The organism is Streptomyces sp. DSM 40750, from assembly GCF_024612035.1.
Taxonomy (GTDB): Bacteria; Actinomycetota; Actinomycetes; order Streptomycetales; family Streptomycetaceae; genus Streptomyces.
The window spans coordinates 9,055,747-9,076,981 of sequence record NZ_CP102513.1 but is presented as its reverse complement, the minus strand read 5'-3'; the positions used below and the strand labels follow the sequence as shown (position 1 = coordinate 9,076,981).

The window sequence follows — 21,235 nt, the reverse complement described above, 5'->3', positions numbered from 1 at the left end:
GACTCAGTGAGGGCAGGCCCAGCCGGAGTTGGGTCGGGGCTGGCTCCGGTAGTGCGAAGACCCGCACCACAAGGGTGCGGGTCAATCGCCTGTGGGACTCCGACACGGAGGCGGAGATCCACAGCGAGGCAACCGGCGAATACCGGCGGGCCGAGACAACCGCCATCAAGGCGAGCCGGGTCAACGTCGACACCCGGTGCATCCGCATCGTGCAGGGGTACACCGACGTCCGTGGCGTGCTGCAGCTCTGGCCGGTGAAAACCCACGAGAAGCGGTCGGTGCCGCTCCCTCGGTCGTTCGCCGACGAGTTGCGGGAGCTCACCGGCGGCCGGAAGCTCGACGCGCTCGTGTTCACCGCGTCCGAGAGCGGGCCGCTGCGGTACTCGAACTTCCGGCAGCGCGTCTTTGACCCCGCGGTGAAGGCGGCCGGGCTCGACGGGCTCGGCATCACGCCGCACAAGCTGCGTCCCACAGCGGCGTCGCTCGCCATCGCGGCCGGCGCCGACGTGAAGGTCGTGCAGACGGTGCTCGGGCACAAGTCGGCGGCGATGACGTTCGACGTGTAAGGGCATCTCGTCCCGGACCGGCTCGACGAGGTCGACGACGCGCTCGACGCCGGACGGATCGCCGCACTCGACAAGATTCGTGATGGCCCAGGTGGGCCGGTCGGGGTTGTCGCCTGCCCAGATGGTCCAAGAAGTGAGGCTGGCGTTCGGGTCCTTGGCGGCGAAGGCGTCGAGCGTGATAGATCGCAGAAGCCGAGCGTGGCGACCGCCCGCTGCAGAGCATGCAGGGTGTTGAGCTGGGAGCCCTCCAGCAGCCGGTCGCGGCGGACCCGGTCGAAGAGCGCGGTGTCCATGTCTTCCAGGTGTGGGCTGTGGTTGAGCAGGAACAGCTGGGAGGCGACCGACGGCAGCAGCGTGTCATCGTCCTGGCCCAGCTGATAGCCCCAGGCCCGTCGGTGCCGTAGAAGGCATGGCACAAACCCGCAGCCCACAGGGCTGAGCGACCTTCCCACGAGGCGAGCAGGGCTTCGACCCTCTTCAGGTGGGCGAGCAGGGTGCCGCCGGGGTGCTCGATCCCTTCGGCGTTCGCGTCCTTCAACATCTTCAGTGCCTTTGGGTCGAAGCGGCGGGGCAGCCACTCCCATTCCTGGCAGTCCCGAAAGAAGGTCCGCAGCGCGGTGATCTGTCCGGCCTTGGTGGGCGCCTCCAGCGGCTTGCCGAGCCGGTCTTTGAGGCCGGCCGTGCGCTGGACGTAGTCGCCGACTTAATCGTGCGTGGTCCAGCCCCAGTAGGTCCGGCCGGTCTGCGTGCTGTGCGTCAGCAGAAGGGCGATCACGTCGAGCATGGCCCGTCGGCGAACAGCCCGACGCCGCCGACCCCACCGACTGGACCCGCCAGACCTGCGCAACTTGGATCGCCGCACTGGACCGGATGATAGGTCTCGGGTTCGAATCCCGAAGGCGGTTCTAGCTTAACCGGCTGGTCACAGGCCAGTTGATCACTGCCCGTTCGGGAGATGCCCGAGCGGGCAGTACGCATTTTGTACACGTCACTTTGATCACGCAGCTTCCGCGAGTGACGCAAGCCGTTGCGGGAGTTACCGCCGTCCTTGCCGGCCGGATCGTGCTTGTCATAGCCGAGGTGGTCGGTGATCTCACCCTCGAGAGCGGACTCCAGCAGCCGCTTGGTCAGCTGCTGCAGCAGTCCGCCCTCATCGGTCAGCTGCAGGCCCTCGGCCTGGGCACGGCCCACCAACTCGTCGATCAACTGGTCGTCCACGGCCTTCGCCGACACAGCCGCTGCCGACTCGACAGCCTCCTGCTCGGCCACGTTCTCACTGGTCATCGATGCATCTTCCATGATCGGGAGTTACACCGAACGTCTGGCTCTGTTCCGTAGTCGGTGGTGACGGTGTGTTCTCCTTAGAGATCGTCTCAACTGGCGTGATCACTAGGCTGGCGGCCGTGATGGCGATGGTGGAGCGTCTGGTACCGGACGGGTTGTGGGAGTTGTTCCAGCGGGTGGTGCCGGCCGCTCCGGTGCGGCGCCAGGGTGGGGGCCGACGCAGGTATAGGGACCGGCAGGTGCTGGCGGCCATCGTGTTCGTGGCCACGACGGGATGTACGTGGCGCCAGCTGCCTTCGGGCTTCGGCCCGTCTGGGGCGACCGCGCACAGGCGGTTCGCGGAGTGGAACCGGGCCCGGGTGTGGGGCAAGCTTCACCGCCTGGTGCTGGATGAGCTCGGCGCCCGCGGCGAGTTGAACTGGTCGCGGTGTGCCGTTGACTCGGTGAACATGCGGGCCGTGAAAGGGGGGCCTGACGGGTCCGAATCCCGTAGATCGCGGCAAGAAAGGCTCGAAGGTCCACTTGATCACCGAGCGGTCCGGTCTGCCCCTCTCGATCGGCATCTCTGCTGCGAATACCCATGACAGCCAGGGACTGGAACACCTGGTACGGGGTATCCCGCCGATCCGTTCTCGCCGTGGACCGCGTCGGCGACGGCCTGCCAAGCTCCACGCCGACAAGGGGTACGACTACGACTACCTGCGACGGTGGCTCCGCAGCCGGAACATCGTCCCGCGCATCGCGCGCAAGGGGATCGAGTCCTCGCAGCGGCTGGGCCGCCACCGGTGGACCGTGGAGCGGACGGTGGCCTGGCGCCGGGTGCCGTCGCCTTCACCGTCGTTACGAGCGCAAGGCTGAACACTTCCTTGCCTTCGCCGGGATAGCCGCGACTCTGATCTGCTACCGCCGGCTCTCGGCCTGATGCGATGCTCAGGTATTGGCACCTCGCGCCGTCACCTGCCAGCGGTCGATCACCTCGCGGTCTCGGACGACCAGCAGTTCCTCAGCGAGATTCACCGGCGTACATATGTGGTTGGGGACGACAGCGACCAGCGACCCAAGGCGTGGTCCCCGTACCCCTTCCGGAAGCGGGACAACGGCGTGGTGCTCCCACAATCCGGTGATGGTTCCCTGCGGGAACTGGGGCAGGTAGCCGTGGCCCGTCACCCAAGGCGACCGGTCGGACCCGAGGACCTTGCTACCGACATCAAGCACAAAGCGGTCAGAGGCGGGAACGCTGATCACCGTCGCCGCAGCGACCAGCGCCAGATCATCCACACCGCATGTGCCGATGGCCAGTTGGGTGGCGTCATTGAAGACGTAGACACCGGGCCTCAACTCGTTCACCTCTCCCGGCTGCCACCGCCCCACCGTCGGAGTCGACCCGCCGCTGACCACACGGACGTCGATCCCAAGGCTCCGCAGCGCCTGTGCAGTTTCGCTCAGCGTGCGCTCCTCGTCCCGTGCGGCACGCTCACGCGCCTGCGCGTCGTGCCCGTAGCCGTGTCCCGGGAACGTGAACACGGCGGCAACATCTCCCGGGTCCGGGCCAAGACCCGGATCATCTCGCCGGCGTCCGCCATATCCTCGATGACCAGCGCCGAGAGCCCTGAAAACACCATTGCCACAAGGGAGTTGACATCTCGCATACAACATCAACGACACCCGTCACCACCGACTACGGAACAGAGCCGAACGTCTTACAGTCCCGCCGCTACATCGTTCGACGGATACATCTAGCGGGAATGTCAACCGGCGGGACGATGTCCCGGCCGGGGGCCGTTTGGTGTCCTTGGTGTAACAATCAGGGCGGAGTGGAGTGAAACGGTATGGAGCCTCATGTTGTCCTTCAAAGGCTGGGAATCACCTTTGTCGTTGCCGGGACAGTCCTCACCATCTTCCTCGGGGACATCGACTTCCTCCTGCTCCGGGGATGGGCCCTCGGCCTTGTGCTGATGTTCCTCGGCCTAATCAACTTGGTCGAGTACTTCAAGTCTCCTCAGCGGCAATCCCGTGGCATACCGGACGAGTTGCGCGACGACCTGGGCATCGGCTCTCGTCACCGGGACGACGAGCAAGAATGACCCCCTTTGGCGCCGACCGGGCCCGTGAAGCACCGGCGACAGCGGATGGCAACCCAGGGCGGCGTCGTTCAGACGGTGTATCCGGGTTGATGTCGCCCCGTCGCCCCGTCCGAGGCCACCGTGCGCCGTATCCTCCAGCGCATCGACGGCGACGCGCTGGATACGGCCGTCGGAAGTTGGCTCGCCGGGCGCGAACGCGCCGCCGGCCAGGAGGTAAACAACAGCGACCAGCCTCTACCTTCCCTCGCCGTGGACGGCAAGACCGTGCGCGGTGCCCGCCGCACCGACGGCACCCAGGTCCACCTGCTCGCCGCGATGACGGGGACCGGCCTGGTCACCGCCCAGCGCGAGGGGGACGGCAAGACCAACGAGATCACCGTCTTCCAGCCCCTGCTTGCCCCGCTCGACCTGCACGGCACGGTGGTCACCTTCGACGCCCTCCACTCGCAGACCGCCCACGCGCGCTTCCTCGTCGAGGACAAGCACGCCCACTACATCGCGCTGATCAAGGGCAACCAGCCCACCCTGCACCGGTGGCTGAAGGCCCTGCCATGGCGGGAGGTGCCACTCCTGGACAAGACGCGGGCCACCGCGCACGGCCGCGACGAGATCCGCCGGATCAAAGCCACCGCCGTCACCGGGATCGCGTTCCCCCACGCGGTGCAGGCCGTCCAGATCGTGCGCCGCCGACGGGTCGTCACCACCGGCAAGGTCACCCTGGAACGCGTCTACGGGGTGACCGACCTGACCGCGGAGCAGGCCGACGCAACCGAGATCGCCCGCCGCGTCCGCGACCACTGGGGCATCGAGAACAAGATCCACCACGTCAGGGACACCACGTACGCCGAGGACGCCTCCCGCGTACGCACCGGCACCGCTCCACGTGCCATGGCATCCCTGCACAACCTGGCCATCGGCGCTCTCCGACTCGCCGACCAGACGAACATCGCCGCTGGACTCCGCCACCACACCCGCGACGCCAACCGTCCACTGATCACCCTCGGCATCATGTGATCAACCAGGACACGTCACCTGAACAACGCGGCCCTGGATGGCAACCGTTCAGTTGATGTCCTCGGCCGGTCCACAACAGCCCATTGATCGACTGCACCTCAAGTCACGCACGGCAACACGCAGGTGGTGCTTCACCGTCCCTCTACGGCAACACCTGCGTGATCTCCATCACCCTAGCGAGTGTGGGCGTTCCTACGGAGCCCTGTCCCGCTTCGGAGAGGGACAGGACCCCGACGTTGCGGGGAGGTGGTGACCGAGCGGAGCGGCGGGTGAACGGTGTCAGCGCTGCGCGGCGGCATTCCGGTACGCCCATCCGGCAGCGGAATCACCACGGCCAGCAGAGTCACCAGCACCGCCAGTGCCGTGGGAAGGGGATGCTCCGCGGGGAAGGCCCCGCTGGTCGGGCCCCGTTCATTGCCGAACAGGTCTCGGCTCGCGGAGACGACCGCGCTGACCGGGTTCCACTCGGCGGCGACCTGCATCCAGCGCGGCAGCCCGTCCAGAGGCACGAACGGGTTGGACAGGAACGCGAGCGACATCATGGCAACGCCTGTCACCGCGCTCACGGTCTCCACATTGCGCACCACCAGCCCCAGCAGGGCGCCGAGCCAGGACATCGTGAAGCCCATCAGGAGCATGACCTGGGCAAAGATGCCAGCCATGACGTATTCCTGGTAGCCGCCCTGGCCGGGCACCCGCATGGCGCTGCCGAAGAGCTAGCCGAGGACGACGACGGACGCCACCGGCATCACGGTGATGCCGATCAGGTGTTCCGGCTTCCGGCGGATGTGCCGCATCTGGCGGCCCACGAGGGCCAACGAGTCGCTGAGTGCCTCGGTCATGCCGACTGCTTCTCCTTGGACGTGACGACAGCCGCGGCCGCGGCCGGTTCCGGCGCGGGCCCGCCCTGTTTCCCGGTCAGGGCGAGGAACACGTCGTCGAGCGAGGACCGGTGTACGGCGAAGTCGACCGGCGTCGTCCCGAGCCGTTCGAGGCCGCTCGACACGCGGCGATCGTGCCCATTCCGCCGGTCAGCGGTATGGAGGCGGTGCGGCTTTCAGGGTCCGTCACCGGTTCGGCGGGCGAGACGTCGGCGAGCGTCCGGGCCACGGCCGGACCACTTTTTCGCACCGTAGAGACGGCGACGGCGCTTGATCCGCAGGACCTGGGCCGCGTACGGAAAGAGCAGGCCCGCGACGGTGACGACCTGGACGATCCATTGCTCGTGGCGGCCGGGTCGTCGCGGTGGATCACGGGGATGTCCTTCCAGGACAGGGCGTGGAGTTGACGGGCCTGGCCCCGCTGGTTGTTCTTGATGGTCAGCAGGTAGTGGGCGCCACGTTCGTGCAGATAGGTGGCGTGGTCGCGTTGGGCGTGGAGGGCGTCGGCGGTGACAACGGTCCCCGCGAGATCCGTGTCGTCGATCTGGTCAAGCAGGGGTGCGAACTCGGGGATCTCGTTGGTCTTCGCGCCGATCTCGCGCGAGGCGAGTGTGACGCCGTCGCCGTGGCGGACCGCGGACAGCACGAAGACCCGGCTGCCGTCCGGTCGCTTCGCGCCGCGCAGGTACTTGCCGTCCACCGCGATCGCCCGGCGCCTGGACCGAACTGGCTCGGCGGGTGGCCGCCCGATCCAGACGCCCCAGGACACTGCGCAGGGTCTTCTCGCTCGGGACTCGGTAGCGGCCCAGCAACGGGTGGTAGGGCAGGCCGAAGGCGGCCAGCTCCTGCGGCGTCGCACGCCGGCACCACTCAGCCGCCGCTGTGATCGAGTCGTGGCCCGCCGCAGTCATCGCGCAGACCACCAGGGCCAGCAGTGAGGAGATCCGGTAACGCACCCCGCAAGCCCCTCGTGGGTCGGTCACCGACTCGAACTCTGCAACCAGACAACGGACTTGAACCCGCGCGACAGCCTCACCGAGGGCCTCCAGGCAGGGCGCGTGAGGCGCGGGAGCAGCTACAGGAGATTGATGGAGGGATGAACACGGCACCTTCGTGGATCTTGAAGCGTAGAGAACTCCATGATCTCCAGGTGCCGTGTTCACCTGCTTCCGGGGCCCGCTCCTGCGATCAACCACTCCAAGCCGGGCACACGCCGAGGCCCTGGGAGGACCCCGTATCGCGGGACCAGTCGGCCCCAATGACCGCCTCTGTGGCCACATTGACGCAGATGGCCGTGGCGAACGTCGCCCGCCATGTCGTCCGCATACAAGAGGGTTTCGACCACAACGTGGCCTGGTACGACGCTGACGACGAGGGGATTGGCGGCCACCGCCGCTGAGCGGCCGCCGGGCTCCGCGGCGGTCGCCGGTCCCGACAGTCCCGGCGGCCGCTCTTCGTCGGTCACTTCACGAAGTCGGGCAGCACGCGGGGCGGCCAGCTGCCGACCGTGAAGACGCCCATCGCGTAGGCGCGGGAGACCAGCGTGGCGCGGTTGGGCGCCTTGAATCGGCGCAGCATCAGACCTACGTGGTACTCGACGCCCTGGCGGCTCAGGTACAGACGCGAGGCCAGCTGGACGGTCGATGCGCCGGTGGCGACCCCCTCCAGGATGCGGGCGTCGAGAGCCGTGAGGAGAGGCGTCGACTTCGCTGCCGGGGCCGCCTCGGACAGGTCGTCGTGGGGGGTCATCAGGACGACGATACCTGAGAAGGCGTCCCCCTCTCCCCGGATCGCTATGCCCGTTATCTCGGTCGAGAAGACCCGGTCATGGCCGCGTTTCGCGACCACTTTCTCCACAAATCGTCCGCCATGGCCGTCCGAGAGATGGCTGAAATGCTTGGGCAGGATGTTGCGGGCGCTCGGGTGCAGCACGTCGTAGATGCTCTGCCCGCAGATTTCCCGTGAGGGACGCGCGACATGACGGAAGAATTCGGAGTTCGCTGCTTCGATGTTGAGCTCGGCGTCGAGACTCGCCATACAGGTGAAAAGGTGCGGCCCGTTTGTCCGACGATTTCGGAGAACAGTGTTTTGTATAGGTAAGGGACGGCCGCTGGCCATGGTCGTTCGGTCAGTGTTCTGGAGCATGAAATCCTCTCCCGAGTGTCGGCTGAATCGAGAGTAAACGATTCAGCTGACCCGCAGCGGAAACACTGCGATGCCCCTACGGGCGGCTTCGGTCATCGCGCGTAGCGCCGGTTCTGCGCGGAGGTTCGGTACGGTGCCCCGCACACCGGCCACGCACTGAATCTGCGTACTCGTCGGAGGGCGCCATCGGGTTGACCGGCACCGCGGGCGCGCTTGCTGCTCGCTGGCCCGGCTTCAGGCGCCGGCCAGAGCGGGCCGTCGGGGAGTGGCAGATCGAGTGGCAAGTGGTGCCGCTTCGGCAGATCCACTCCCGTATCGACGGCCGGGCCGCCCTGTCGCCGACATCTGCGCCGCCGTGGTGGCTGATCTACATGATCAAAAAGGTAGGGATCAGCATGAGCCGACATTATTATAGTGCTGGATTCCCCTTTCGGTGGATATAGCTGCTGGCAGCGGGGCGATTGCGGGTATTCGGGGACGGGTGCTGGGTCATGGTGCTGAAGGCACGGCGGGGCCGTAATGAGGGCGAGCAAGGGGTGGTCCACCGCCTGGCGTCGGCCAGAAAGGCGCCGAAGGATGGCGGTGCCGGATGGTGGAGCTGAGCTGGGACGGGTGGCTGGTCCCGCAGATTACCGACGAGTTGAGGTGTGGTCAGAAGACGGTGCGTCGCTGGCTGCACCGCTTCAACCGTCTGGGGCTTGAGGGCCTGGAGGACCTTGGCGGGCAGGGCCGCAAGCGGAGGATCACCGAAGCCGAACGGTCAAGGATCGTCGACTTGGTCAAGCAGACCCCGCCCGGCCGGCTCTAGGCGCAGCCGTCGAACGAGATGTGGGCCGCGGACGAGTCGGGGCTTTCGGAGTGGACCTTGGACACGCTGGCTGCCGCGGCCCGGGGCCTGGGCGTCGAGGTCAGCCGTTCCCAGGTGCGCCGGATTCTGCTCGCGGAAGGGGTCCGCTGGCGGCACACGCGGTCCTGGACGCGCTCGAGGGATGCGGACTTCGAGGGAAAAGGACGCGGATCGTCGAGCTCTACACCAGCCCGCCCGCCGACGCGACGGTCGTCTGCACCGACGAGCTTGGCCCGGTGATCCCCCGCACCTTCCCACCGGCACCGGGCTGGTCACCGGACGGGCACCGCATCAAGAACGAGATCGACTACTCCCGCGGACCGGAGAAAACCTGGGTCCACGGCGGCCTGCGACCAGCCGACAGCCAGGCCGTCACGATGACCGCGTCCGCCCGCAACAGCGTTCTACCAGCAGCTTCTCCAATTGGTCGAGGACGCCAACCCTGCCGGGGACATCTACGTGATCACGGACAACCTGTCCTCGCACAACAGCGTGTCCACCCGCACCTGGCTCGAGGACCACTCCCGCATCAAGCACGTCTTCATCCCGGTCGGCGCCTGCTGGCTCAACCTCCAAGAAGGCTGGTGGCGCATCTTCCGCAAGACCGCCCTGGCCGGACGCTCCTTCGGCGACCCGGGCCACATCATCCATGCCACCGACGTCGCCACCGGCCAGCGCAACGCCTCTGCCCCAGATCCAGGGGTAGGCATGGGCGTTGAGCTGGTCGGTTGCCAGGGTGGTGGCGTATTCGATGTCGTCGCTGTTGCGAGCTGATACCGCAAGATGTCGACCTCCGGCCGCCCAGGGCTCGCCGCCGCGCTCAAGGACGCGGGCCTGTTCGACAGGGGAAGGCCGGAGAGCCGGACGGTGCCGCTCCTCCAACTTCGGCTCCGGCTCTGGCTCAGACCCCGTCCGGGACGCTCCGCGCCGCGAAGTGCTCGTCGAGGACGCTCAGCACGTCAGCGGCGCGTTCGTTGAGGTAAAAGTGCCCGCCGGGGAAGATCCGCAGGTCGAAGTCGGCCGTGGTGTGCCGCTCCCAGTCGCGGGCTTCGTCGATCGTCGTCTTGGCGTCGCTGTCGCCGACCAGGGCGGTGACCGGGATATCCACCGTGACGCCGGGTGGGCAACGGTATGTCTCCACTGCCCGGTAATCTCCGCGCAGCGCGGGCAGGATCATGCGCAGGAGTTCGTCGTCGCCGAGCAGCCGGTCGTCGGTGCCGCTCAGGGCCTTGACCTCGGCGATGACCCCGTCGTCGTCACGTAGGTGGACGTTCTCCTCGCGGTGGCGGGAGGGGGCCCGCCGGCCGGAGACGAAGAGCCGTACGGGGCCCGTGCGGCCGTCCCGCTCAAACCTTCGGGCGACCTCGAAGGCGAGGAGCGCGCCCATGCTGTGGCCGAAGAAGGTGAGCGGACGGTCGTCCTCGCCGCGCAGCGCCTCGTGCACGCGGTCCGCGAGTGTGCCGATGTCGTCGATCAGCGGTTCCCTGCGCCGGTCCTGGCGGCCCGGGTATTGCAGCGCGACGACGTCGACGTGCGGGGCGAGGGCGTTGGCGACGGGCACGTAGTAGCTGGCCGAGCCCCCCGCATGCGGGAAGCAGATCAGGCCGTGGGCGGCGTGGGACGCCGGTTGGAACCGGCGGCACCACAGGCCGTCGTCATGGGGGCTCACGCTCACGCTGCTTCCATTCCCTTTTTTCTCTTTGCTTCTGTGATCGACTGTGGAGCATTGCCTGTTCAGGTGGATACCACACCACTATCGGGGACGCGTGAGTACAGGGGGGCACGCGTCGGGAAGTCTGGGTGAATCCCTTGTCCTTGGCCCGGCACGCCGGTTCACGCGTTGAAGGAACGGGTGGGCCGATGGCATAAATCTGAGCGCCCGACGCGAATCGAGGCGCCGGACGCGCAGCGAGGAGTTCGGCATGCCCAGCACCACGAATCTGCGGATCTCCAACGGCGAAGCAGTACGCGGCCCCACGGGCAGACGGCTCTTCGCGGTCAGCGACCTGCACGTCACCTACGAGCAGAACCGGGCGGTCGTAAAGGATCTGCACCCCTCGGCCCCCTCCGACTGGCTGATCGTCGCGGGTGACATCGGGGAGTTGACTGCGGATGTCGAGTGGGCGCTGCGGCTGCTGGCCGAGCGGTTCGCCCAGGTGGTGTGGGTGCCGGGCAACCACGAACTGTGGACACACCCCGACGACCCGGTGCGACTGCGTGGCGAGGCTTGCTACAGCGGTCTTGTCGAACTGTGCCGACCCCTCGGCGTTTTGACTCCGGAGGACCCGTACGCGCACTGGCCGGGCCCGGACGGGCCGGTGGTGATCGCGCCGCTGTTCCTGCTGTACGACTACTCGTTCCTGCTGCCGGGTGCCACCGGCACCGCCGACGCGCTCGCGGGCCGAGGAGGCGGAGGTCGTGGCCACCGACGAGTTCCTCCTGCACAGCGACCCCTACCCGGACCGCGCCGCCTGGTGCCGGGCGTGGCCGGCGTACACCCGTGAGCGGCTGGACGCCTGCCCGCCCGATCTGCCCACCGTGCTGGTCAACCACTTCCCGCTGGTGCGCGAGCCCACCCCGGGTCCTCAGGTACCCCGAGTTCGCGCTGTGGTGCGGCACCACCGCCACCCACGACTGGCACCGCCGTTACCGGGCGGCCACCGTGGTCTACGGCCATCTCCACATCCCCCGCACCACCTGGCACGACGGGGTGCCGCACCGCGAGGTGTCTCTGGGCTACCCGCGCGAGTGGCAGGTCCGCGGCCTCGGCCGCTGGGTTCTGCACCGCCACCAGGCACGTGCGGCCGAGACCCACCGCGTACGCCGCGCAGAGCAGCAGGTCGCAGTCGGTGGTGGCGGTGGCGGTGGCGGGTGCGGCGGCCGTCGGGGCATCCGGCACCTGCTCGCCGGGATGGGCGTCGAGGAACGCGAGGCCCGCCCGTACCGTCGTGATGTCGTGGCAGCCCGTGCCCAGTTCCTCCAGCGAGAGGCACCACTCCACCAGCCCGCTGTCGGCCAGGGCCGCGGTGACCCCGGCGTGTCGCAGCACCTCCCAGCCGGATCCGCCAGGCGGAAGCGCCGACAGGCCCTTCCGTACGGCGTCGACCAGATGCCGCTGATCGCGGTGAGTTCGAGATTCACCGTACGGCCCGTCCGATCGGGAAGTCATGGGCGATGAGGTCTAGTTGCAGCTCCTGCGGGCCGCCCGAGACGGTCAGCTCCGGGGCCTCGGCCACGGCCGGTGCCGAGGACATCGGCGGCGTGTATGGCGTGGAACGCGAACGCGCGTGCCCCGGCCACTCCGGTCCGCAGCCGGACCAGGTCGCCGGCCCTCGCCGTGCGGTCCGCGGCGGGCAGCCGGTGGAACGCGATTTCGGCAGCGCCCAGCCAGGACGTCGCCCGGGACAGGCACTCGAACCCGGCCCGCTCGAAACCGATCGTGGACGGCAGCCGCGCCCACCCCGGTGCAGCGATCCGATCACGGCGTCCGGGCCGACGTACGCGCCGTCCAGCGTGACCTGGAAGTCTAGGACTTTACTCAGAAGCCATTCCGCGCCCTTGGCCAGCCATTTTCGGGAGCCCATTATGGTAATGACTTCCACCCGCGCGACCAGGCGGAATACGGCCGAGGAAAGGCATCGGATGGGCAGCGAATGGGAAACTCTGGTGGCCGGTGACCGCGAGGCACGGGTGAAAGTCACCGGACCGGTGCTGGACCCGGATCAGCCCTACCTGTTCCCGTCGGTCGGCGAATACCCGATATACGATTCCTTCATCTATCACGCCATGCTTGCCGACCAGCACCGCAACGAGGTATTCCGGGAGGCCATCGTCCGGCAGGCGCCCGGCGCCACGGTGCTGGAGATCGGCTGCGGACCCGATCTGCTCTGGTCGCTGTGTGCCGCGGACGCCGGTGCGGACCGCGTCGTCGCCATCGAGAGCCTGGACGACAGCGCCCGCCGTGCGGAGGAAATGGCCCGGGACCGGGCGCCGGGCCGGATCAGCGTCATGGCGGGCCTATCAACCGAGGTGACGCTCGCGGAGCGGGCGGGTCTGTGCATCGCCGAGGTGGTGGGCTGCATCGGCGGCTCCGAAGGCATAGCCTGGGTGATCGAGGATGCCCGGCGCCGGCATCTGTCGCCGGGGGCCCGGGTGGTGCCGCATCGGGTCCGTACGCTGGCCGCGACGGTCTGCCTCGCCGACCTGATGCCCGACGGCCCCGGCGTGCCGGAGAGCGTGGTGCCGTACGTGGAGTCGGTCTTCCGTGCGGCCGACGGCTTCTTCGACCTGCGGATGTGCGTCGGCGGGATCGGGTACGAAGGGATCCGCTCGACCACCGGGGAGGTCGAGGATCTGCGGTTCAACGACGGCGACTTCCGGCAGAGCGGCGAACTGCGGCTGACCGCAACCCGGCCGGGCAGGGTCGACGGGCTGCTGCTCTGGCTGGACCTGCAGGGCCGGTGCGGTGGCGAGCGCCTCGACACGCTGGCGACCCGGACCAACTGGCTGCCGGTGTACGTACCGCTGCTGGTCGGCGAGCAGGTGGCTCTCGACCCGGACGATGTCATCGAGTTGCAGGTGTCGTGCGAGCTGAGTGCCGACGGAGTCCACCCGGACTACCGGTTCACCGGAACGGTACGGCACGCCGACGGACGGCGCATCCCGGTCACGGCCGAGTCGCTCTACGGCGGATCGGCGTTCCGTCAGTCGCCACTGCACAAGGCCCTGTTCGGCGCCGCGGAACCGGCCGGGCCTGCCCGCGACAGCCGGGCCGGGCAGCCGGCGGTACGGCCATAGGCCCGTCGGTTGCGCGGAGGTCCGCCGTCGGTGACTTACGGCTGGGAGTCGCCGACCGTGGACCGGATTGCGGCGGTCACCTGGGCCTGACTGGCCCGGTGTCCGCCGATCACGACCCAGCGGGAGGCTGGCGCGCGGGCCGGTAGCGGTGCCACGCGCGCCCTGGACCCCGGTGACCCGCCCCGCCAGACATGCAGCCCGAGGCCGCGGTGGACGGCGGCGACCAACCCGGCGGCCTGGGGCCCGAGAAGGCCGAGCAGCGGTACCGCGTCGGGGCCGACGAGCGTGACGTCGGCGCCGAGGCCGCGCGCGGCGACGGCCGCCTCGGTGCCCAGCAGGTCGGCGCCGACCACCACCAGCCGGGGCCCGCCAATCAGAGCCGTCCGCAAGGCGAGGGCGTCGTCGAGGGTGCGCAGCACGTGCACACCGCTCAGCCCGTCGCCGCCGGGCAGCCGCCGGAGCCGTACGCCGGTGGCGACGACCACGGCGTCGGCGGGCAGCCAGGTTCCGTCGGCGAGTTCGACCGCGGGCAACATCGCCTTCGCCACTCCGTCCAGGAGGCCGATCGCGGCTGGTACCCGCCGGCGACTCGGCCGCCTGGACGCGGTCGGCAACCTCGTCGTGGTCGGCCGCAAGTTCGCCGTCCACCGCATGGGTTACACGCTGTACCCGGAGATCATCGAGCACAAGCCGGCAGCCAGCAGCTGCAACGCCAAGGTGGTCGCGCTGCCCGACGAACGGCGCGGCTGCGAGCTGGTCTGCTTCGTGGAGGACGAGCAGCGGCGCGACCGGGCGTACTGGCGTGAGGTGGTCAACGAGCTGCGGCCTGCGCTCGAGCGGCCCAACCACATCGAGGTGGTCGAACGGTTCCCGCTGAACCGCAGCGGCAAGCCCGCCAAACGGCAGTTGGGCGATCTGGCAGCAGCGAAAGCACGGGCGTGACGATCGAGCGGCAGTCGGGGACGGCGATGGTCTTCCCTGGCATGGATCCGGTGAAGTTCGCCGGCGTCGGAGAGTTCCTGACGTTCAGCGCGCACGCCCAAAAGCGGCTCAAGGTCGCCGACGAGGTCCTCGGCTATGCGCTGATGGACCGGTACCGCCGGTCGGCGGACGACTACGACGAGGCCACCCAAGTGGCCTTCCTGACCATTTCGTTGGCGCTGGCCGACTGGGCTGAAGAGTCACTGGAGGTCGATCCCGAAAGCTGTGCGGGGCCGAGTTTCGGGCAACGCGCCATGGCCGCGCACTCGGGCGCGCTCTCCTTCGCCGACACGGTCCGGCTCACGTCCAGCTCGCCCGCTGCGAGGCGGACTATCTCGCCACCTAGTACCAGGACGGGTCACACTGACCTTCCTGCGCACGCCGCGGGAACGGCTCGACAAGATCTTCGCTGAGCTGACCGAGCGGGGTGAGTACTTCGACTTCTCGGGCTACCTGGACCGCGACTTCTACATGCTCTCGCTGCGAGAACCGATGCTCGGCTGGATGCACGGCCGGATCAGCGCCGCCGGCGGCTACTCCCTCTACACGATGAGCCCGCCGGTGCACGCCGCCGCCTTCGGAAAGCTGCGCCAACGGGTCGAGGAGGAGGTCTTCGGCGGTTTCGGCACCCGGGCTGCCGGTGGTGGCCGACCAGGACGGCTCACTGGTGACGACGGCCGCGGGCCTGCGCACCATATTAATCGATACCTTCGACCGGCCGGTCCGCTGGGAGCGGGTGACGCGGACGCTCAAGGGACAGGGCGTACGGCGGATCTGCATGGCCGGGCCGGAAGACGTCTTCGCCCGGCTCGACTGCACCACGACCGACTTCGAACTGCTCTCGGCCACTCCGGACCGGACGCTCGGCAGCGCGACTGAGGGATCTGTCACGAAGAAGCGGTCCCGTGTGCCGGGTGTACACGGGCCGGCTTCTTCGTGGTGCCCCCGGATCAGAGCTCGTCCAGTTCCAGGGGCGCGAGCTCGGCGAACACATCCCCCGGCCCGGGGTTGGCTGAATGGCAGCCGCCGCCGAGATGACGTACGACACCCCACACGGCGTTCAGCGCCGTGGTGACCGCGCCCTCCGCGAAGCCGCCGGTCCAGGAGACGTCGTCGCCGGCCAGGAAGAATCCCCGCTGGTGCTCAGGCAGCGCACTCTGCATGAAGTGGGTGAATAGGCGGCGCTGGTAGCGGTAGTGGCCCGGCAGGTTGGCCTTGAAGGCTCCGGTGAACCAGGGTTCGTTCTCCCAGCTGATGGCCACCGGCGGCGCGATAATGTGCGACCGGATGTCCACGCCCGGATAGATTTCGCCGAGCGAGCGCAGGACGACCTCCAACCGCTCCTCGGCGGACAACGCGGCGACCCGCTGCGAGTCGTCGTTCCAGGTGTAGGACAGACACATCACTCCGGGTCGGCCGGGCTCCCGGCCGAAGAGATACACCGAACGCGGCAGCCTGTCGGTGAGCGTCATGCCCATCACGTCCCGCCCGGTCGCGGCGTCGACGTCCAGCCAGAACGGCCGGTCGGTGAGCGCGAACAGTTTGGAGGAGCTCATGTAGTGGGTGCGCTCGATCGCCGACCGGACCGGCCCGGGCAGCAGCGCGTCGTCGCAGGCGACCCGGCTGTTCAGCAGCCGGTGCTGCCCGGTGAAGACCACCGCCCGGTAGCCGCGCGTCCGGCCGTCGGCGTCGGTGACCTCGATATGTTCCCCCGCCCGACGCAGCGCGGTGACGGCGGGCCGGGGCCGGTTTTCGTGGAGCGCGGCGAGCGACGTACCGGCCGGCCAGTGCGTGAGGCCCTCGGGAGCGTGCCGCCACAGGCCCAGCGGTACCTGTTCGCAGCCGCCTTCGATGGCCTGATGGTCAGCGTCGGCCTCGGTGTAGACGACGCGGAGGATCTCCAGCATCGAGTTGGGGAAGTCGGTGTCCCAGCCGCCGGTGCCGAAGCCGACCTGCCCGAAGAGCTCACGGAGCCGGAAGGAGGCGAAGGCGGGCGTGGAGCTGAGGAAGCCGTAGAAGGACTGGTCGTCCAGCAGCGGCACGAGGCGGTTCCACATCGCCTTGATCGTGGCCGTGTCCCGGGTGCGGATCGCCTCCTGCATGACCCATACGTCGGCCTGCTCGCGCAACGTCTTGTCCCAGGCGTCAGCGACCTCCCGGTAGACGGGCGGCAGATCGGCCTCGGTCCGGGCCCAGTGGCTGACGCCGCCGATGTCCAACACCGTCATGGGGGTGCAGGGGCTGAGCGGGTTGGCGAACGGCGTGGTGCGCAGGCCCAGCGTGCGGACGTAGTGGAACAGCGCGGCGGCCGAGAGCGGGAACCGCATGGCCCCCAGCTCGGCCACCTCGTCCGGAAACCCGTCGAAGCCGGCGGAGCGCATCCGGCCGCCCAGGCGTCCCGCCTCGTGGAGAACCGGACGCAGTCCCATCCGCATCAGTTCGTACGCGGCGACCAGCCCGGCTATCCCGCCGCCGACAATCGCGACCTCGGTTCCCATAGCGCCGGCCGGGACGCCGCCCAGGCCCGCCGGGTGGCGCAGCCAGTCGTCGTAGGCGAAGGGAAAGTCGGGGCAGAGCATGGTGATTCGAGGGCTCGACGGGCCGTTCCCCTGGAGGGTGGTGAGGAGCATATTGGGCCTATCCCCTCGTCACGCCGGGTCCCGCTTCGGGCCGACCGATCCTTCCCTGTAGTAACGAACCCGGACCTCGCGCATCACACATGGCTTCTCCCTGTAGTGGGTGGGCGACCCATAGCTCAGCACGGCATGCAGGGCACGGACCAGCGAGGACAGAGGACTCTAGGGAATTGCTGGTCGCGGCCGCCCAGCACCGACCAGCCCGGACCACCGCCATGGCCCACCTGCCCGCCCTGCACCCGCACACGTAAGTGGCACCAGGTGGGAATCAAGTACACGAAGCGGTAGACCGAGGAGTTCAAGCGGGAGGCCATCGCGCTCGTCGACTTCACGGAGAGGACGGTCACTGCGGTCGCCCGGGAACTCGGGATCAGCTCCGAGTCTCTGCGCGGCTGGTATCGCCAGGCCAACGCGAACCGGGGCGAAAGCCCGAGCGGCGAGCTGACCAGCGCCGAACGGGAGGAAGTGCGGCGGCTGCACAATGAGAACCGCGAACAGCAGCAGACCATCGAGATCCTGAAAAAGGTGTGCCACGAACGCAGGTGGCTGCTTGCGGTAGTTGAGTAGCTGAACGGGGTGCTGCACGAGAGATGAAGGGGATCAGAGAGGCGGAGCGCAGTCCCTCTACAGGGGATGGCTGTTGACCCGTCATTATTGATTAAAGGGCATCAAAACCGGGTGTTACTTTTTGACCCGGGATGGGTCTGGCGGAAACCAGTTTTACTGGCCAGGTTATGCCCGGCGTGGAGGCGACGTGAATCTGGTCTGCTGCTTTCGTGCGGAACGCGGGAAGACGCACTTCGATGCCTTATCTCTGTGTTTTCAACGCAGCGTTGTGAAAGGAAGCCTTCGAAGCGGACAACCCGTGAGGCACTGAGTACCGATGCGAGATGTGTTGGCGAACCGGTTCGTAGTAGCGGTGAACCTCCTGCTGGGCGCGGTGGGAGCGGAGCGAAGGGGCCGGATTGTCTGTGGCGCAGCGCGGTAGAGCGCGGTCTCGAGGCGGCTTCGGTTACCCTCGAGGCGCCGCGCGATCTCGGGGTCGGAATCGCCATGCTCCCCGTGGCGTTGACCGCGAAACAGCCCTGGGCATGTCCGGTTTCGGGGCCGCCGCGCTGATTTCCAGGAGATCCCGGACGGCGTCCAGGGCCGATGTCCGCGACGCCAGGATGTCGGCCGGGCTCGGCCCCGCGGCGCCGGAGAGGAAGCGGTCGAGCGCGGCCAGACACAGTCCGCGCTTGGACCCGTAAGTCCGGTACAGACTTGCCCGCGCGATGCCCAGTTCGTCCACCAGGTCGCCGGTGGGACGTCCCCTCGTAGCCATTGCGCCAGAACAGCCGCATCGCGGCGCCCAGCGCGACCTCCGGATCGAATTCCTTCCTCCGTGCCATAGCGGCACGCTCACCCTTTTGAGATCGATCAGTCAATGATTCCCAATGTGGTTTGTCAAGACGTGAGTTGACGTTCTGTGGTGTGGTCAGGCCGCTGCGTGGCGGGGTGCGGGCGGCTCGGTGGTGAAGGTCCGTTGGTCGCGGATAAGGGCCCATAGGACGTCGAGGCGGCGTCGGGCCAGAGCGAGGACGGCTTGCTTGTGCGTCTTCCCCTCGCTGCGTTTGCGCTGGTAGAAGGCCTGGGAGGTGGGGCAGCAGCGGGCAGCGACCTGTGCGGAGAGGCAGAAGACCCGCAGTAGGCGCCGGTGGTAGCGGTGCGGACGGCGCATGTTGCCGCTGATCCGGCCCGAGTCCTTGGGAACCGGGGCGAGGCCCGCGACGCCGGCCAGGCGGGCTGGGGTGCCGAATGCGGCCAGGTCGCCACCAGTGCAGGCGATCAGCTCGGCGCCCAGAAGGGTGCCGATGCCGGGCATGCTCACGATGGTCTTGGCGTGCTGGTGCTGGCGGAACCGGTCCTCGATAAGCGCGTCAACGCGCGCGATCTCGGCGTCCAGGTCCATGACCGAGCGGGCCAGTGTGTGCGTCATGGCGGCCGCGGTCTTCTCACCGGGGACCTGGGTGTGCTGGGCGTGGGCAGCCTCGACCGCAGTAGCCGCGATCACCGCGGCATTGCGCACGCTGCGGTTGGCGAGCCAGCCGGCCAGACGGCTCCTCCCGATTCGCCGCAGGGCAGCGGGGCCTGGTATCCGGTCAGCAGAACCAGTGCGCCCTTCGAGGCGTTGTAGTCGAAGGCGCGCTCCAACGCAGGGAAGAACTCCAGCAGTTGGGCACGCAGCCGGTTGATGGCTCGGGTGCGGTCGGCGGCCAGGTCGTAGCGGCGGGCGGTGAGGATCCGCAGGTCGACGGCGATCTCGTCCCCCTCCTGCAGCGGCTGGAGGTCGCGGCGCATACGGGCCTGGTCGGCGATCACCCAGGCGTCCTTCGCGTCAGTCTTTCCGTCGCCGCGGTAGGAGCCGGAGGCGTGGTGCACCGTGCGGCCGGGGATGTAGAGCAGGCGCTGACCCTGGCTGGCCAGCAGGGCTATCAGCAGTGCGGCTCCTCCTGCGTTGAGGTCCACCGCCCAGGTCACTGGCGACCCGTCGGCCAACTCGAGCACATTCCGGATCAGTTCCAGCAGTTCGGGCTCGTTGTTGGGCACGCGTCGAGAGAGCACCTTCACCCCGTCAGCGTCGATGACCGTGCAGTGGTGCTCGGCCTTGCCCGCGTCCGTCCCCTGCCCACAGCTCAGGCAACTTCTGCCTCCTCGAAGATCGCTGTCCTGGTCCCAGCAGACGACCACGCCAACGTGTCCCTACGAAGCGACTGAACCGCGTATCCCAATCAGTGGCCGTGTCGTCGCGGGGCCCGGGCGGCCAATCACTGAAAGCCACGACCTTCGGCATGAGCCTTTTGAGCCACACCCGGACCCCTGGGGACTCCCGATCCTACGAATGATCGGGACCGACCCCACCACCAAGGTAGGGAGCCTTTTCAGCACGGCCACTGATCGGGCGATGCTGGCGGTGTGCGCAACGCACGAGGCTCCCGTGCCGTTGGGGGAGGTGTTCGAAGTCTCAACCCACAGGCCCAGGAGCCGCGTTGGTTCCCCATCCTGCCGCACTCGACCTGCCCCACGCCCTGGTCGTGTGAGTCACCGTGCTTATCGTCACCCGCGAGGGTGACCGCCGATGCAAGCTCCCGCCGCACCAGCGTGCGCTGGTGGGCCTGGTGTACCTGTGCCGGCACGACACCCTCGCCCAGATCGCCGTCGGCTTCGGTATCTCGGTGGGCACAGCCCACGCCTACACCACCGCAGTGATCAGCCTGCTCGCGGAACGCGCACCGGGCCTGCTCAAGGCGCTGCGCGAGACCGATCCCGACTACGTCCTGCTCGACGGCACTCTCGCGGAGTGCGACCGGGTCTGCGATGGCCGGTCCGACTACTCCCACAAGCACCGCCGACACGGTGTGAACGTGCAACTGGTGACCGATCCGGCCGGACGTCTGCTGTGGATCTCACCACCACTGCCCGGACGCGCGCACGACCTGACCGCGGCCCGCACCCACCGGATCATCCGGATCTGCGAACGCCAGGGCATCCCAGTCCTCGCCGACTGCGCCTACATAGGAGCCGGCCCGTGGGTGACGACACCGCTCAGACGCCTGGCTTTGACGTCGGCAATCGGCCCCACCGAATTGGCCATCGCTGGCACCGACAGGCGTTCGATGACGGTCCGCGCCGGCCCCACCGCACGGTCGCCCCTGCAGGCGAGCGGGAGTGGGGCCGCTTCGAGACGTCACGCGCAGCCGGTCAAGCGGGTGGGGCCAGGTGGCCAATATTGAGGGGCCGCTGAACGACGTCCGGGCCAGACGCCCACCGGGCCGGGACCTCACACCAACCCAGCAAACCGTCAACCGCGCGCTGTCAGCGGCACGGGCGCCGGTCGAGCGTGGCGTCGCACGACTGAAGTCGTGGCGGATCTTCCGCAGGGCCCGGTGCAGTCCGAATCGAATGTCGTCAATCGCCGCGGCCGTGCTCACTCTTGAGCGGCAACGCTGGAAGGGCTCAA

General features: G+C 68.3%; 17 protein-coding genes and 10 pseudogenes. 15 read left to right on the top strand and 12 right to left on the bottom strand.

The features are described 5' to 3' along the window. Positions 1–74: 74 nt before the first annotated feature. Both JIX55_RS39815 and JIX55_RS39810 read left to right on the top strand, forming a co-directional pair. Entirely contained in the window at positions 75–566 is a 492-nt protein-coding gene (locus JIX55_RS39815; RefSeq protein WP_257568064.1) for a site-specific integrase, read from the top strand. A gap of 221 nt (positions 567–787) precedes the next feature. Next, on the top strand, positions 788–970 hold the full coding sequence (locus tag JIX55_RS39810) for a hypothetical protein (protein ID WP_257569743.1): 183 nt from the start codon (positions 788–790) through the stop codon (positions 968–970). Here the strand turns inward: JIX55_RS39810 and JIX55_RS51620 are convergent. Further along, positions 955–1,107, bottom strand: a pseudogene (locus JIX55_RS51620) (DUF6817 domain-containing protein); the annotation flags it as partial. The gene JIX55_RS39810 and the pseudogene JIX55_RS51620 sit on opposite strands and share 16 nt — an antisense overlap. A gap of 443 nt (positions 1,108–1,550) precedes the next feature. Continuing rightward, a pseudogene (locus tag JIX55_RS39805) lies at positions 1,551–1,850 on the bottom strand (transposase); the annotation flags it as partial. Positions 1,851–1,978: 128 nt separating this feature from the next. On the opposite strand from JIX55_RS39805, the pseudogene JIX55_RS39800 reads away from it, so the two are divergent. After that, positions 1,979–2,772: pseudogene (locus JIX55_RS39800) on the top strand (IS5 family transposase). An 8-nt stretch (positions 2,773–2,780) separates the two neighbouring features. On the opposite strand, the gene JIX55_RS51615 reads toward JIX55_RS39800, so the two are convergent. Next, entirely contained in the window at positions 2,781–3,128 is a 348-nt protein-coding gene (locus tag JIX55_RS51615; RefSeq protein ID WP_443046745.1) for a hypothetical protein, read from the bottom strand. Between the two features lie 551 nt (positions 3,129–3,679). Here JIX55_RS51615 and JIX55_RS39790 point away from each other — a divergent pair. Then, positions 3,680–3,934, top strand: coding sequence for a hypothetical protein (locus tag JIX55_RS39790; protein WP_257568062.1), 255 nt, complete (start codon positions 3,680–3,682; stop codon positions 3,932–3,934). Between the two features lie 114 nt (positions 3,935–4,048). Then, positions 4,049–4,948: pseudogene (locus JIX55_RS39785) on the top strand (ISAs1 family transposase); the annotation flags it as partial. 173 nt (positions 4,949–5,121) lie between these two features. On the opposite strand, the gene JIX55_RS39780 reads toward JIX55_RS39785, so the two are convergent. The 5 genes and pseudogenes from JIX55_RS39780 to JIX55_RS39760 form a co-directional block, all read right to left on the bottom strand. Beyond that, positions 5,122–5,610: an ABC transporter permease gene (locus JIX55_RS39780; protein WP_257568061.1), complete on the bottom strand. Its 489-nt coding sequence runs from the start codon at positions 5,608–5,610 to the stop codon at positions 5,122–5,124. A gap of 54 nt (positions 5,611–5,664) precedes the next feature. Beyond that, positions 5,665–5,790, bottom strand: coding sequence for a hypothetical protein (locus JIX55_RS39775; protein WP_257568060.1), 126 nt, complete (start codon positions 5,788–5,790; stop codon positions 5,665–5,667). Beyond that, on the bottom strand, positions 5,787–5,954 hold the full coding sequence (locus JIX55_RS39770) for a hypothetical protein (protein WP_257568059.1): 168 nt from the start codon (positions 5,952–5,954) through the stop codon (positions 5,787–5,789). Before JIX55_RS39770 ends, JIX55_RS39775 begins: the two co-directional genes overlap by 4 nt. Before the next feature lie 108 nt (positions 5,955–6,062). Continuing rightward, positions 6,063–6,933: pseudogene (locus JIX55_RS39765) on the bottom strand (ISAs1 family transposase); the annotation flags it as partial. A gap of 357 nt (positions 6,934–7,290) precedes the next feature. Next, positions 7,291–7,866, bottom strand: a complete 576-nt coding sequence (locus tag JIX55_RS39760; RefSeq protein ID WP_257568058.1) for a helix-turn-helix transcriptional regulator — start codon at positions 7,864–7,866, stop codon at positions 7,291–7,293. 697 nt (positions 7,867–8,563) lie between these two features. Here JIX55_RS39760 and JIX55_RS39755 point away from each other — a divergent pair. Both JIX55_RS39755 and JIX55_RS39750 read left to right on the top strand, forming a co-directional pair. Continuing rightward, positions 8,564–8,782, top strand: a complete 219-nt coding sequence (locus JIX55_RS39755; protein WP_257568057.1) for a helix-turn-helix domain-containing protein — start codon at positions 8,564–8,566, stop codon at positions 8,780–8,782. A gap of 462 nt (positions 8,783–9,244) precedes the next feature. Further along, positions 9,245–9,595 (top strand): transposase, encoded by a 351-nt coding sequence (locus JIX55_RS39750; protein WP_257568056.1) that lies wholly within the window; start codon positions 9,245–9,247, stop codon positions 9,593–9,595. Between the two features lie 127 nt (positions 9,596–9,722). On the opposite strand, the gene JIX55_RS39745 is transcribed toward JIX55_RS39750, so the two are convergent. Next, the gene (locus JIX55_RS39745) at positions 9,723–10,496 is read right to left on the bottom strand and encodes a thioesterase II family protein (protein WP_257568055.1); all 774 of its coding nucleotides are present in this window, start codon (positions 10,494–10,496) and stop codon (positions 9,723–9,725) included. Between the two features lie 247 nt (positions 10,497–10,743). Between JIX55_RS39745 and JIX55_RS39740 the strand changes: the two are divergent. Together JIX55_RS39740 and JIX55_RS39735 are read left to right on the top strand one after the other, a co-directional pair. Continuing rightward, positions 10,744–11,585 (top strand): annotated as a pseudogene (locus tag JIX55_RS39740) (metallophosphoesterase family protein); the annotation flags it as partial. Positions 11,586–12,463: 878 nt separating this feature from the next. Beyond that, positions 12,464–13,618, top strand: coding sequence for a class I SAM-dependent methyltransferase (locus tag JIX55_RS39735; RefSeq protein ID WP_257568054.1), 1,155 nt, complete (start codon positions 12,464–12,466; stop codon positions 13,616–13,618). Positions 13,619–13,653: 35 nt separating this feature from the next. On the opposite strand, the gene JIX55_RS39730 is transcribed toward JIX55_RS39735, so the two are convergent. Continuing rightward, positions 13,654–14,154, bottom strand: coding sequence for an NAD(P)/FAD-dependent oxidoreductase (locus JIX55_RS39730; protein WP_257568053.1), 501 nt, complete (start codon positions 14,152–14,154; stop codon positions 13,654–13,656). Positions 14,155–14,239: 85 nt separating this feature from the next. On the opposite strand from JIX55_RS39730, the gene JIX55_RS39725 reads away from it, so the two are divergent. Genes JIX55_RS39725 through JIX55_RS39715 form a run of 3 tightly spaced genes read left to right on the top strand, consistent with a single transcriptional unit; the run spans position 14,240 to position 15,478 of the window. Then, positions 14,240–14,560, top strand: a complete 321-nt coding sequence (locus tag JIX55_RS39725) for an AMP-binding enzyme (protein ID WP_257568052.1) — start codon at positions 14,240–14,242, stop codon at positions 14,558–14,560. Beyond that, positions 14,557–15,012, top strand: coding sequence for a hypothetical protein (locus JIX55_RS39720; RefSeq protein ID WP_257568051.1), 456 nt, complete (start codon positions 14,557–14,559; stop codon positions 15,010–15,012). The genes JIX55_RS39725 and JIX55_RS39720 overlap by 4 nt, the downstream gene beginning before the upstream one ends. Beyond that, positions 14,918–15,478 carry a hypothetical protein gene (locus JIX55_RS39715; protein WP_331609958.1) on the top strand — a complete coding sequence of 187 codons (561 nt, stop codon included), beginning with the start codon at positions 14,918–14,920 and terminating at the stop codon, positions 15,476–15,478. The genes JIX55_RS39720 and JIX55_RS39715 overlap by 95 nt, the downstream gene beginning before the upstream one ends. A 71-nt stretch (positions 15,479–15,549) precedes the next feature. Here JIX55_RS39715 and JIX55_RS39710 read toward each other — a convergent pair whose 3' ends face one another. Next, positions 15,550–17,229, bottom strand: coding sequence for a flavin monoamine oxidase family protein (locus JIX55_RS39710; RefSeq protein ID WP_257568049.1), 1,680 nt, complete (start codon positions 17,227–17,229; stop codon positions 15,550–15,552). A gap of 306 nt (positions 17,230–17,535) precedes the next feature. On the opposite strand from JIX55_RS39710, the pseudogene JIX55_RS51610 reads away from it, so the two are divergent. Then, positions 17,536–17,802 (top strand): annotated as a pseudogene (locus JIX55_RS51610) (transposase); the annotation flags it as partial. Positions 17,803–18,712: 910 nt separating this feature from the next. Here JIX55_RS51610 and JIX55_RS39700 read toward each other — a convergent pair. Further along, a pseudogene (locus JIX55_RS39700) lies at positions 18,713–19,914 on the bottom strand (IS110 family transposase). Positions 19,915–20,321: 407 nt separating this feature from the next. Here JIX55_RS39700 and JIX55_RS39695 point away from each other — a divergent pair. Both JIX55_RS39695 and JIX55_RS39690 read left to right on the top strand, forming a co-directional pair. After that, a pseudogene (locus JIX55_RS39695) lies at positions 20,322–20,828 on the top strand (transposase family protein); the annotation flags it as partial. A gap of 223 nt (positions 20,829–21,051) precedes the next feature. Further along, a pseudogene (locus JIX55_RS39690) lies at positions 21,052–21,222 on the top strand (transposase family protein); the annotation flags it as partial. Positions 21,223–21,235 lie beyond the last annotated feature (13 nt).